11 protein-coding genes are annotated in these 12,313 nt (G+C 48.5%); 7 read left to right on the plus strand and 4 right to left on the minus strand.

Going from position 1 to position 12,313, the window contains the following annotated elements:
- Positions 1 to 16: 16 nt before the first annotated feature.
- Complete coding sequence (locus KJY73_RS13270; RefSeq protein WP_214344200.1) at positions 17 to 2,368, plus strand: DNA polymerase II; 2,352 nt, start codon at positions 17 to 19, stop codon at positions 2,366 to 2,368.
- Positions 2,369 to 2,514: 146 nt separating this feature from the next.
- Here KJY73_RS13270 and KJY73_RS13275 read toward each other — a convergent pair whose 3' ends face one another.
- Genes KJY73_RS13275 through KJY73_RS13285 form a run of 3 tightly spaced genes read right to left on the minus strand, consistent with a single transcriptional unit; the run spans position 2,515 to position 5,169 of the window.
- Positions 2,515 to 2,820, minus strand: a complete 306-nt coding sequence (locus KJY73_RS13275) for a DUF6482 family protein (RefSeq protein WP_214344201.1) — start codon at positions 2,818 to 2,820, stop codon at positions 2,515 to 2,517.
- A 57-nt stretch (positions 2,821 to 2,877) separates the two neighbouring features.
- Positions 2,878 to 3,621, minus strand: coding sequence for a ParA family protein (locus tag KJY73_RS13280; RefSeq protein ID WP_214344202.1), 744 nt, complete (start codon positions 3,619 to 3,621; stop codon positions 2,878 to 2,880).
- A gap of 27 nt (positions 3,622 to 3,648) precedes the next feature.
- Positions 3,649 to 5,169, minus strand: a complete 1,521-nt coding sequence (locus KJY73_RS13285; RefSeq protein ID WP_214344203.1) for a CHAD domain-containing protein — start codon at positions 5,167 to 5,169, stop codon at positions 3,649 to 3,651.
- Between the two features lie 262 nt (positions 5,170 to 5,431).
- Here KJY73_RS13285 and KJY73_RS13290 point away from each other — a divergent pair, with 262 nt between their 5' ends.
- From KJY73_RS13290 to KJY73_RS13310, 5 genes are read left to right on the plus strand one after another with little or no spacing between them, the layout of a single operon-like run.
- Complete coding sequence (locus KJY73_RS13290; protein WP_214344204.1) at positions 5,432 to 6,685, plus strand: hypothetical protein; 1,254 nt, start codon at positions 5,432 to 5,434, stop codon at positions 6,683 to 6,685.
- Positions 6,679 to 7,581, plus strand: a complete 903-nt coding sequence (locus tag KJY73_RS13295; RefSeq protein ID WP_214344205.1) for a glycosyltransferase family 2 protein — start codon at positions 6,679 to 6,681, stop codon at positions 7,579 to 7,581. The genes KJY73_RS13290 and KJY73_RS13295 overlap by 7 nt, the downstream gene beginning before the upstream one ends.
- Positions 7,578 to 8,672, plus strand: coding sequence for a glycosyltransferase family 4 protein (locus tag KJY73_RS13300; protein ID WP_214344206.1), 1,095 nt, complete (start codon positions 7,578 to 7,580; stop codon positions 8,670 to 8,672). The genes KJY73_RS13295 and KJY73_RS13300 overlap by 4 nt, the downstream gene beginning before the upstream one ends.
- Entirely contained in the window at positions 8,669 to 9,826 is a 1,158-nt protein-coding gene (locus KJY73_RS13305) for a glycosyltransferase family 4 protein (protein WP_214344207.1), read from the plus strand. Before KJY73_RS13300 ends, KJY73_RS13305 begins: the two co-directional genes overlap by 4 nt.
- A complete protein-coding gene (locus KJY73_RS13310) occupies positions 9,823 to 10,599 on the plus strand; it encodes a WecB/TagA/CpsF family glycosyltransferase (RefSeq protein ID WP_214344208.1) in 777 nt (258 codons plus the stop codon). The genes KJY73_RS13305 and KJY73_RS13310 overlap by 4 nt, the downstream gene beginning before the upstream one ends.
- Before the next feature lie 109 nt (positions 10,600 to 10,708).
- Here the strand turns inward: KJY73_RS13310 and KJY73_RS21780 are convergent, their stop codons facing one another.
- A complete protein-coding gene (locus KJY73_RS21780; protein ID WP_232848599.1) occupies positions 10,709 to 11,584 on the minus strand; it encodes a PEP-CTERM sorting domain-containing protein in 876 nt (291 codons plus the stop codon).
- Between the two features lie 247 nt (positions 11,585 to 11,831).
- Between KJY73_RS21780 and KJY73_RS13320 the strand changes: the two genes are divergently transcribed.
- Complete coding sequence (locus KJY73_RS13320; protein ID WP_214344209.1) at positions 11,832 to 12,245, plus strand: VanZ family protein; 414 nt, start codon at positions 11,832 to 11,834, stop codon at positions 12,243 to 12,245.
- Positions 12,246 to 12,313: the final 68 nt, after the last annotated feature.

Genomic DNA, 12,313 nt, shown 5'->3' on the forward strand with positions numbered 1-12,313 from the left:
GCCAAGAGAAACTTTCTTGTCCAGTTATCACACCGGTTTTGTGCTTACTCGTAGCAACCTGGATTCCGCCAATGGAACCTTGCTTGAACTCTGGTTGGCTACCGAACAAGGGCCTGTGCGGCTGTTAACCGAGCCGCAAAAATCAGTGTTTTTCATTGCTCAGGATGATGCAGGTAACGCTGAAAACTTGCTTCATAGGGCAGGAGTTCGTTTTGGGTTGAAAGCATTGCCACTGAAGACTTTTGCCCAGCAAGCTGTCTGTGCCCTGTATTTTTCCTCGCAGTCGGCGGCTTTTCAGGCCAAAGATATATTGAAAGGCGCCGGGCTGACTTGCTATGAAGATGATATCCGCCTGGCCGACCGCTATCTAATGGAGCGGTTTTCCTACGGTAGTCTGGCTTTTACCGGCACCACTCATCAGCGCCAAGGCTATCTGGAAGTGTTGGATGCCAAAGTGCGGGCTGCTGAACAGCCTGTGCAATTTCGTTTGCTGTCTTTGGACATAGAATGCAGTGAAAAAGGGGAGCTGTATTCCATAGGGCTGGCCGCCGATGACTATCAAAAAGTCATTATGATAGGTGCGGTGCAAGAAGGCCCTGACTGGATTGAATGGGTGGCGGATGAAACCGCTTTGCTTAAAGCATTGGAGGCCGCCGTTGCTGATTACGACCCGGATCTCTTTATTGGTTGGGCGGTGGTGAATTTTGATTTCAAACTGCTGCTGCAGCGCGCTGAACTGAAAGGCATTAAGCTCAAGCTGGGCCGCGGTGGGGGTTTTGCCACCTGGCGTGATGGCCGTGAAGCCAATCAGGGCTTTATCAGCATGGCCGGGCGGGTGGCGCTCGATGGTATTGATGCGCTGAAAACCGCTACCTACCAGTTTGACAGTTTCAGCCTTGAATTTGTGGCGCAACAACTCCTGGGTAAAGGTAAAGATACCGAGGATGTGGCTAATCGTCTGGCCACCATCAAACATGATTTTCTACATAACAAGGTCAAGCTTGCTAAGTACAACCTGCAAGACTGCAAGTTGGTGCTGGAGATATTCGCTCATACGCGACTGATAGACTTCTTAAGATTACGCAGCCAGTTAACCGGCTTGGAACTGGATCGCAGCGGTGGCTCGGTGGCGGCTTTTACCAATGTGTATTTACCCAAGTTGCATCGGGCGGGCTATATTGCCCCCAACCTACCCTTGGGCGGCGGTTTGGCCAGCCCCGGCGGTTATGTTATGGACTCAAGGCCTGGCTTGTACCGTCAGGTATTGGTGTTGGATTTTAAGAGCCTGTATCCCTCTATTATCCGCACTTTTAAGATAGATCCTCTCGGCTTAATTGAAGGTTTACTTGCTCCGGACAAAGCCATCCCTGGCTTTCGCGGTGCGCAGTTTTCTCGAAATACGCACTTTTTACCTGACATTATCGCCGGGCTGTGGCAGCAGCGTGACGAAGCCAAAAAGCAAAAGGACGCCGCTCGTTCTCAGGCTATCAAGATACTGATGAACTCCTTTTATGGTGTGCTTGGCTCGGGGGGCTGCCGTTTTTACGATACCCGGCTGGCCAGCTCCATCACCTTACGTGGCCACGAAATTATGCAAACCACTGCTAAGTGGATAGAAGCCGAAGGCTATCAGGTGATTTACGGTGATACCGACTCTACTTTTGTCTGGCTGGGGGATGAGGTGGCAGATGAGGCGGCCACCAAGATTGGTCAACATCTGGAGAGCATGATTAATCAGCGCTGGCAGAAAAAGTTGCAGGATGAGTTGCAACTGGACTGCTATCTGGAAATTGAATTTGAGACCCACTACAAACGCTTTTTGATGCCCACCATTCGCGGTTCTGAACTGGGAAGTAAGAAACGTTATGCCGGACTTAAAGCCAGCGCTGAAGGTGAAACCCTTGTATTCAAAGGTCTGGAGTCGGTGCGCTCGGACTGGACGCCGCTGGCCAGGCAGTTTCAGAACGAGCTCTACCGCAGAGTATTCGCCGGGGAAGATGTGGCCGGTTACATTCGCGGTATCATCGACGATACCCGTAGCGGCAAGCTGGATAGCCAACTGACTTATCGTAAACGCCTGAGAAGGCCGCTGGCTCGCTATGTTAAGAATGTCCCTCCTCATGCCAGAGCAGCCAGGTTAGCGGATGAGCAAAATTATGCGCAAGGTAAGCCGTTGCAATACCAACACAAGGGCTGGGTTACCTATGTGATTACCCTGGATGGCCCACAACCAATGGAATACCAACATAGCGCTATTGATTACGACCATTATGTGGAAAAGCAGCTTAGACCGGTAGCAGAAGGGATCCTGCCGTTTGTCGACCTAAGCTTTGATGAGCTGGCCAGTAACCAAATGGGATTATTTTGAGCCCGTATTGGTTCGGCTAGGTCGTCTTCCCTTCGTGTTTTCTGTGTTCTTCGCGGTAAGAAAAAGAATTCAGATAAACAAGAGAACACTAAGAGGGGAAACTTAACATTCCCAAGGCATTGCCATAAACCATAGCACCATGAGTGTTAATACAACCTGTTGTTTCCCAGCGGTACTTCCAAGCGATTCCCTCCAGGTTTCGCCGGTTGACCGATCATTTCATCATAGGCGCTTTCATGGCGAAGGCGCATCTGGCCAACCTTGATACCGTCAAATAACTTCTGCAGGCTAAGTATATTGGTGGCCCGAATGGCCCGACCGGATTCATCGACCACCAAGTGCTCCTGGTGGTTAATGGTCACATAAAGCTGAAACACTGATAAATCCAGGGATTGAATGATCACCTTTTCAATATGCGTGGTTTTAGTAAGCTCAGTCAGTTTAATGGTCATGTGCGCTGGTCCGAATCATTAACACTCACTAGTTATACGGACAAATCGGCATCGGGTTCATATTCGTGTTACCAGTTCCCGCCATAGATCAAGATAATGCTGGGCAGCCGGTGTGGCTTTGGCAAAATCTGTGGCTGGCGCACGGTTTACTCCCATACGTTCAATATGTGAAGAGAATGGAATGTAGGTGCTCAGCAGCATGTCAGCATGCTGCTCCCCCAGACGTTGCATAGTATCAAGGTGCAACTTTTTACTTACCTGGACCATGGAGAAGAAGGCCAGAATCTTGCTTTTTTCCAGCTTATGCTGAGTGAAAAAGTCCAACAGCTGTTCTAAGGTGCGCTCCGATAAGGTACTGGGGATTACGGGTACTATTACTTTGTCGGCACAGCTAAATACCGATTCGGATAACATGGAAATGGTCGGTGGGCAGTCAAGCAGCACAATGTCATAGTCTTTCTTTACGCTTTTCAGAGTCTTCTTTAATGCCCCATGGCCTTTGGCCAACCGTGACAGGAAAATATCGAAATCACGAAAATCCATATTGGCGGGCAGTACATCGAGGTTTTCATAATCACTCCCCTTTATGGCTTTCAGCAGTTTGTCTTGATCGGTGAAAAAACTATCCTCGGTGAGCTTTTTGGCCGGTTTGAGGCGAAAGTAAAATGCCGAGGCACCTTGCGGGTCCAAATCACAAAGCAGTACTTTTTGCCCGGATTGCGCCATTAAATGCGCCAGATTAACGGCGCTGGCTGTTTTTCCCACCCCGCCTTTGTTGCTATAACAGGCAATGATTTTCATAGGTTGCTCCCTTAGGCGTGAGTTGGCTTACATAGTGGCCAGTAACTTAGATTGATGGATGGGGTCACGTAGCTTAGTTACATGCTGGTGTATCTTTAGTTTGTACTGCTGTTTTTGTGCCTGGTAGTTCAGCAGCAGTAAGTTCAGTGCGTGGTGGTAGTCAACGGATGTGCGTTTGTCTGCCTTGGCCTCCTCCAACCAAGCTTGCAAAGCTAGTTGCTGCACACAGGCATCATTGAACTGACCGAAGTCCTGAGTTAACCGCTTTAACCAAGATGTCAGCTTTAACAATGGCTTAGTGGTTTTCGTTGGCTGAAAAAACTCAGCAAGATAACGGGCCTTTTTCAGCGCAATACGCAACTGATGTAAATCATTATCAGGTGATTGCTCATCTAGCCGGTTTGCCAAGGTGAATATTTTGCCTAACTGCTTGAATAGCCGCTTACGGCCGTACTGGTAAGCATGCTTATGCCCTTTCGGGCCTAAGGTTAGTCGTGAAGTTTCCTCTAGCAGAGCTTGCCTCTCCCGTTGATAGCGGGAGGAATCAAGTAATCTCTTCACACTGCGCAGGGCGCTTTTGCGCTTATCGTGTAACCGGCGCTGCAATTCATCCGCTTGGCTTTGCAGGTGAGCGGGCAGTATCAATTTGTAGTTGCTTAAGTCTTGCAGGTGCACGTCTAGATCACGTAATGCATTGGTTTGTTGCATCCATTCTGTCAATTTTTGTGCAAAGCTCCGCTGCTGAGTTTCAACAAATATCCCCTTACATAGCGACAGCAGTGAACGTGCTTTGCGCATATTCACCCGGTATTGATGTAAATACTCGTTATCGACGTCCAAAATAATGCCGTGTTCATTACTACAGGCACCACTCAGCAAAGCTTTTAACCAACTCCTGGCCTGTACGGCAATTTCTGGATTGCCAGGGATTTGGCTAAGTTCTGGATTCTCTGCAACTAATGGGTTTGCTGCGAACAAGGCAGTAAAATCAAGGGCTTGACTGGGACATTCTCGTTCCAGCAGTTGTTGCCAGGCTTTCAACAACTTCTCACTTTTTCGAAATCCACGATAAGACCGGCAGAAACAAAAGCTAAGCGCGGCCTGGTTGTCTAATTTGATACTCAGCCAGTGAATTATCCCGCAAGTTTTTTGCATTTTGTTTAACAGCCGCCACTGCTGGTAATGGCCTTCGCCATAAGCTAATACCTGCAAAGGCCGCAGGCTGGGTAGGCTGGATAACCAGGCCGGCACGTCCACAAGGTTTCTACAAAGCATTTCAGAAGCCAGAGGGAAAACCAAGTGCTTCGCATGCGTGCGCTTAAGCTGGTGAAAGTCGGTCTGGCTGAGGCTTATCAATTCCTGTTCAATTTGCAGCAATAGCTTGTCTTGTCTGGCGATATGACAATCCGCGTTATCTATCAACCTTATTGGGCCTGAAAGCGATTCGGTCTGACAAAGAGTTAAGTCTCTGCTGGCCGCTTGGGTTGTCAGCCATGACCAATACTGAGGGATGTTTGACTCCCCAGACCATTGCCACGAACCGGCCATACTGCAGGTCCCCTTTCTGATGGTTTTTTACGCTATGTCTACCACTCTATCGTGGGAACAAGTCTTGGTCAAAGCAACTATCTAAGGGAATTTGCGTGTCTTTTCTTTAGCCGCATATGTTAGGTAACTGCTGATTAGTTATGCAAAATATGCTAACTTGTCAGCCACTTAACAGGGCAGGATGCGTGGTGTCCAAACACAAATAGGGTATGTCAGCCAGCTCCTGTTTACTTGTGTTGTTTATTATGTCGGATAGGTATTAATGAAAAGCCTGTGGCCAGGATGGCGCCGTATCCTGAATGTTTCTTCCAGTGCGTCCCTTGCCGGTGCGAATCTGACTCTATCCTTGTTGTTGTTGTGGTTTGCCGATGCTGCCGAGTTTGGCAGTTTTGCTATGCTGCAGGTCAGCACCGGGCTTGCTTATGGCATAAGTAATGCCTTGTTGGGCTCCCCCTTATTATTGTTTCTCAAAGAAAAACAGCCTGATGAAGGCCAACTGCGAGGCTTTTTTTCTGCCAGCTTGCTTTTAGCAGCCTTGCTGTCGGCCGGGCAAGTGTTGATCACATTGGGGCTGGCTGCCGCTGCACCTGTCATGTTGTGGGCATCCATGTTGGTGTTTTGCGGCACACTACGCTGGTTTGGTCGCAACTATGCGCTGAGTGTGAAACCTGCCCTGGCGGTATCCAGTGATTTGACTACCTCGGTGCTGATGCTGATTGGTGCGCTGCTGCTGTGGGCTATTGAGTGGATAACCTTGCAAGGTATGTTGCTGGTGTGTGCCATTGCCCAATGTGGTGGGCTCATAGCGCTAGGCCGAACGCATGCGTCATTATTAATGACGGCGCTGTTTAGGCGCGAATGGAACGCCGTTAAGCATGGCGTAAATCAGCAAGGAAAGGCGGCCCTGACTGGAGCGTTAAGCGTGGAGGCCACCACCAACGGACACAGTTATCTGATTAGTTTGCTGGCGGGGCCGGCGGCTTTTGCGCCTATTGCTGCGGCTGCGCTGTTGTTTCGCCCTTGCTTTGTGGTGCAGGGGGCCTTGGCTTCGTTTGAGCGTCCTCGCTTGGTGCAGTTACTGGCAGCGCAAGATAGCAGTGCTGTGCGTCTGGCTGCACGGCAAATGATGGCCTGGTCTGCCTTGCTGTGGGCGGGCAATGCCTTACTCGTTATTGCCTTGTTGATCTGGCCTTCGCACGGTTTGTGGGAAGCTAAAGATAACAGCATGATGCTTTATCTTTGTTTGTTGTGGGGGGCCATTGTATTGCTGCGTAGTGTTCGACTGACTCCCTCATTGTTTGCCCAGGCAAATGATCAATTCGGTCTGTTAGCGAAAGCCTGTGTTACCTCCGCACTGGTGACCTTGCCACTGCTGTTAGTGATGATTTTGACGGTCGATGTAAACGCCAGTTTATATGGCCTCATAGTTGGGGAAGTGATCATCTTAGCTTGGCTATATCCCACATATCGTCGTCTGCTTAACTCCCAGGCTACTGAGGTGCAATCTCTATGTTGAGATATGCAGTCATGCTCTGTTGTTACAATCGCAAGGAAAAAACCCTGGCTTGTCTGGCTTCGCTGTCAGCGCAGCAGTTACCAACTGATGTCAGTCTGGATATTTTCCTGCTCGATGATGGCAGTAGTGACGGCACATCAACGGCTGTAAAGGAGCAATTCCCCCAGGTTAAATGCTATCAGGGCCGGGGTGATATGTACTGGAATGGGGCGATGGCCTGTTTGTGGCAGCACGCCTTGCCGCAATCCTATGATGCGTATATCTGGCTAAACGATGATGTGCAGTTACAGCCTGATGCCCTGGCCAGGTTGCATTTTTGGCAATCATCCGTATCTGGCAAATTAGGTGCGCTGGTGGGCAGCATGCATGAACCAGACAGCACGGTCATTAGCTATGGTGGCAGACGCAGCAGGCATGCATGGCACCCGTTAGGGTTTGGCAAGCTGCTCTCTCCAGATGAATATCCCATTGAATGTGACTTTATCAATGGCAACTTGTGCTTTGTCACGAAAGAAGCTGTGGATGCAGTCGGCATACTGGATAAAACCTATACCCATGCCCTCGGCGATTTTGATTATGGTTTAAGGCTGAAACAAGCAGGGTTCGGGCTATACGTAGCACCGGGCTTTTACGGGCAATGTGCTTCAAATACTAAGCTGAACTCGGTATTTGACGCTTCGTTACCCATGTCGACCAGGCTGGCGCTATTGAATAACCCAGCCAGATTCGTGCCTGTTGGCGAGTGGATGCATTTTGTTCGGCGACACGGAGGTTTGGTTTGGCCTTTGCTCTGGGGCAAGGCGCTGATGCGCAAGTTGGCACCGTGCTTATGGTTGTGGTTGCGGGGGCGAAAGCCCGCTGACTTGGATGCTGACAGTGGGGCAAACGCCAAATGAAGCGGGTACTGATCATTCAGGATGTACTCAAGCAGTATCGTCTGGCTTTGTTTGATTCATTGCACGACGCGTTGCGATTACAGAACATTGAACTGACGGTTGCGTTTTCACTGCCGGACAACAAAGAACGCAGTAAGCAGGACAATATACTCACTTCACCTAACGCTTTTTATCAAAGGGTGCCGGTATTGAGAATGGGTAAGCTAACCTGGCAAAGAGTTGGCGGTCTTAGCAATTACGATCTGGTCATTGTAGAGCAGGCTAACCGACATTTGCTTACCTATGCGCTTATGATAAGCAGGCGCCTGATCGGACAGCCGAAGCTTGCATGGTGGGGGCATGGGCATAATCATCAGAGCCGTTACACTGGCTGGCGGGAGAAATTTAAAGCCGCCATGTTGACTCAGGCCGACTGGTTTTTTGCTTACACCGACAAGGTGGCAAGTTCGGTAGAAGCCTCGGGCATGCCGGCTTCACGCATAAGCTCAGTAAACAACAGTGTTGATACGCAGAAATTTGCCGAGCAAGTAAAAAATTATCGGCTGGCAGGGTTGCAACAAGCTGACACCGTGCTTTTCTGTGGCGCTTTGTATCAGGATAAACGTCTGGACCTGTTATTTGATGCCGCGGAGCATCTTTACAAACGTGGCGTAATATCGCGTCTGATTGTGCTTGGCGCTGGCCCGCTCGAAACCCTTTTAAAACCAAGCCCTTGGCTGGATTATCGGGGGGCCCGTTTTGGAGAGGATAAAGCCAAGGCATATGCTGAGGCCTCACTAGTGCTAAACCCAGGGTTAACCGGGCTGGCGATTCTTGATGCCTTCGCCGCAGGTTTGCCTTATGTTACCTGTGAATTACCTTACCATAGCCCTGAAATCGCTTACCTTTCTCCTGATGAGAACGGCCTGATAGTCTCACCATCAGCAACGCTGCTGGCTGATGCCGTAACCAACTTGCTGGAAAACCCTGAGACTTATCAGCATTGTGCAAAAGGTGCATTGGAAAGTGCCGAGCGCTTTGGAATGCCAGCTATGGTTGAGCGCTTTAGCCGCGGTATAGGTGATTGCTTGCTGGAAGGAGTCTTGAAGTGAAGGTGATCCAGGCTCATTGCTTCTATAGCAAACGTGGCGGTGAAGACGTGGTGGTCGAACGCGAGGCGTCGCTATTGCAAAAATCGGGCGTTTCTCTGCTTCCCTGGTATCTCAACAATCCTTTGCATCCCAGTACCAGGCAAAAGCTGAGGTTGGTGTTGGGTACAATTTGGCAGTCTGATGTCCGGCAACAGTTGGCTGCATTTCCGGTATCTGTCGGCGATATATTACATGTGCACAATTTTTTCCCGCTGTTGTCTCCTTCTATCTTCTATTACGCCAAATGTCAGGGACTGAAAACAGTATTCACACTGCATAATTTCCGGAGTCTTACCCCATCGGCCATGTTGACTGAAGGTTTGGTGGAATATTCGGTTCGCCACACTTTGCAGCAATGCTGGCAAGGTGCATATCAGGGCAGCAAACTTGCCAGTCTGGCCATCGGGGGCATGATTGAGCTGCACCGCTGGCGCAAGACTTGGTTAAAACAGGTGGATGCCTTTATCTGCCCCTCTGAATTTGTTCGACAGCAATATATAGAAGCGGGATTTGCCGCCGATAAATTGCGGGTTATCCCGCACTTTTGTCCAGACCCTGTGTTGGATAATCAGCCAACCAATCAAGTTGAACGCACATTTGCTCTTTTTGTCGGGCGAAATGCACCAGAAAAAGGACTAGATAGGCTGCTTGAAGCCTGGCACCAGGTCAATTTTCCGCTGGTCATTGCTGGTGCCGATAAGCCGCCGACGGCAGACGTTCCGCAAAACGTCCGTTTTGTTGGAGAAGTGGATGCATCCACACTCAGCAAGCTATATGCCCAGGCAAAATTGTTAATTGTTCCTTCGCAAGTGGCCGAAACTTTTGGCAATGTGGTTGTGGAAGCCTTTTCCCATGCCACGCCGGTATTGGTCAGTGCCAGAGGTGCATTGAAAGAGCTGGTGCAGCCAGGAGTGAATGGCGAATGGATAGAATTGGAAAGTGTTTCGGCTTTTGCAAACCAAATTAAACAGTTGTTGGCTGAACCTGAACGTCTGCGTCATCTTGGCCATATGGGCAGGAGACACTATGAACAACACTATACCCCAGAGGCGCATGCTGAACAGCTTATTGGCCTCTATAAGGAATTACATCAAGGTCAGGGAAGCACAGATTGAAGTCTTATATCGTTTCAACTGACGTGGCAGTGACGAGTTGCCAACAAGCACTAGATAGCATTCTGTTGATGTGTCAGACCGGCCAAAAAGGCTATGTTTGCCTGGCCAACGTACATATGTGCATGGAGGCCCATGATGATCCGGAATTTGCGTTGCTTTTAAGGCAGGCGAGGTTGGTTCTCCCTGATGGCAGGCCTTTGCTATGGATGCAGCGATTGCTAGGTTATTCAAAGGCCAAGCAAGTGCGCGGTCAGGACCTTTTCCTGGCAGTTTGTGAATTAGCGCAGGCTAACGGGATTCGCGTCGGAATTTATGGTGGTCAAAATAGTGTTGTTCTGCAAAGCCTGACTGACACCTTACTGAACCGTTATCCTCGTTTAAGGTTAGTTTATCGATATGCACCACCATTCAGGCCGTTAACTGCCGAGGAGGAGCAAAAAGTAGCGGCAGATATTCAACGTTTAGATGTGCAATTGTTGCTGGTTGGACTGGGTTGCCCTAAACAAGAAAAATGGATGGCAAGTCATCAGTACCTAGGCCCATTAATGATAGGCATTGGTGCGGCGTTGGATTTTGTTACTGGAAGTAAGCTGTCTGCCCCCCGTTGGATGCAAAAATTTGGATTAGAGTGGCTTTATCGCTTTAGTCAGGAGCCAAGACGACTTTTTTGGCGGTATATAAAGCACAATCCGCGTTTTTTACTATTGGGGATTGGGCAGATAGTGAGTTTTTGGTGGCAAAACTTACGCAAGAAGCCTGAACAGGGTGAATAAGGTGCAGCAAATATTGACGCTTTTATAACGAGCTTTAATTCTATATCGTGTGAGCATAAAAAAACGCCAGACTATGTCTGGCGTTTTTTGTAAAAAAGTCTGACAGTATTTATTTGGCTCTACGGCGCATTGCACCCAAACCAACTAAACCTAGTGCCAATGCAGCTAGCGTACCTGGCTCTGGAACTGCAGTAACGTTAACCGCATCCAGGAAACCACCGTATTTGTTACTGTCTGCATTGTAATAGTCCTGACCACCAACATTTACATCCCAGGCTTTATTGCCCAGTGCTTGGAAGCCCAGGAACATTTCAGCGGCAGAGGCAGTAAAACGGTAAGTATAAGTTGTCCAGTTCAGCCAGTTAGACCCATCGTAATCCACACTTACTTGGAACAAACTGCCGAACAAATCTTCAGTCTCGCCCCAGTAAACACCGATACCATTATCATCAGTATCCTGAGTACGGGCGGCATAAGCAAAAGAAAGCTCATAAGTCTGACCAATGTTTAATCCGGTCAGTTGCTGACGGATCCACGAGTTACTATTGGTTGGATTCTCGTAATCAAAGTGAGTATCCAGTTCAACGTAATAGTTACCGTCAAAAGCATTAAACTGTGTGCCGTTGGCAGCATCAACAATGTTACCGTTGAACTGAGCTTCGACACCTGAACCAGCGCGAGCTTGCCAGTTGTCTAGATTCTCATAGACACCCCAACGCTGCCCTGGTGCAGCTGTACCCAAATTATCGAAGGTTACATTGGGGTCATGTTTCCAAGATGGTCCGGTATTATTGAAAATAATCAAATCACCAGCACCGTCTTCAAAACTTCCGTTCGTGACGATTGAGGCGTGGGCGCCTGCTGCGCCAAAACTTAAAGCTAATACTAAAGATTTCAACAAGTTAGCTTTCAGCATCGAGAATCTCCTTATCTGAAAAAAAATTACAACATCTCCTGCAATTTGATAAAGCAAGAAATGGGCCACAAACTCATGCTATTGATATGTATGGTTTATTTCATTTTTCATTCTGACAGTCTGTAAAAAACCCTGACAAACACATGCTGTAAGGTAAAAAAAATCAGTAACCCCTAAAAAATAATATTATGTTTTAGATGCGCGGCAATTTTCTACTTGTTATCCTAGAAAAAGGACATCAAGAAGTGAGCAAATACGTGTGTTAACGCGATGTTAATGCGGTTTTTGGCAAGCCAACACGGAAAGTATCGGGTTCATGAAACTGAAACAAAAATGGACTTTTGGCGACAGGCTTGCACTTGTTGTTTTTTTGACGTGTTTGGTAGTGATAGCCGCTAAATACATACCAGGATGGGATACTTTACCTAAAGCTATTGAGCGATGGTTAGGGTCAGACCATTACTTGCATATGTTGGTTGGTTGCGGTTTGTCTCTGGCGTTAGCGCAGTTGCTCGCTATACGAAGGTATGTAATGACGCGCCAGTTGGGCTTCTTTGCCATCTTGCTGGTGATGTACGGCATTGATGAATTAATTCAGATCTGGGTTCCCTACAGGAAGTTTAGCAGTGCAGACTTTGGAGCATCGGCATTAGGCTGGGGGATGGCATTATTTTGTTGGTTTATGCTGCCCAGGTTTGTCAGAGCTAGCAGTATAATACTCAATCGGTAGTAAATTTTATTTATATAATTATGCGCTTAGCATAGCGGGATGCAGGTTCTTCTGTTTAAAAGTTGAAC

The sequence above is a fragment of the Bowmanella yangjiangensis genome, from assembly GCF_018531185.1.
Taxonomy (GTDB): Bacteria; Pseudomonadota; Gammaproteobacteria; order Enterobacterales; family Alteromonadaceae; genus Bowmanella; species Bowmanella yangjiangensis.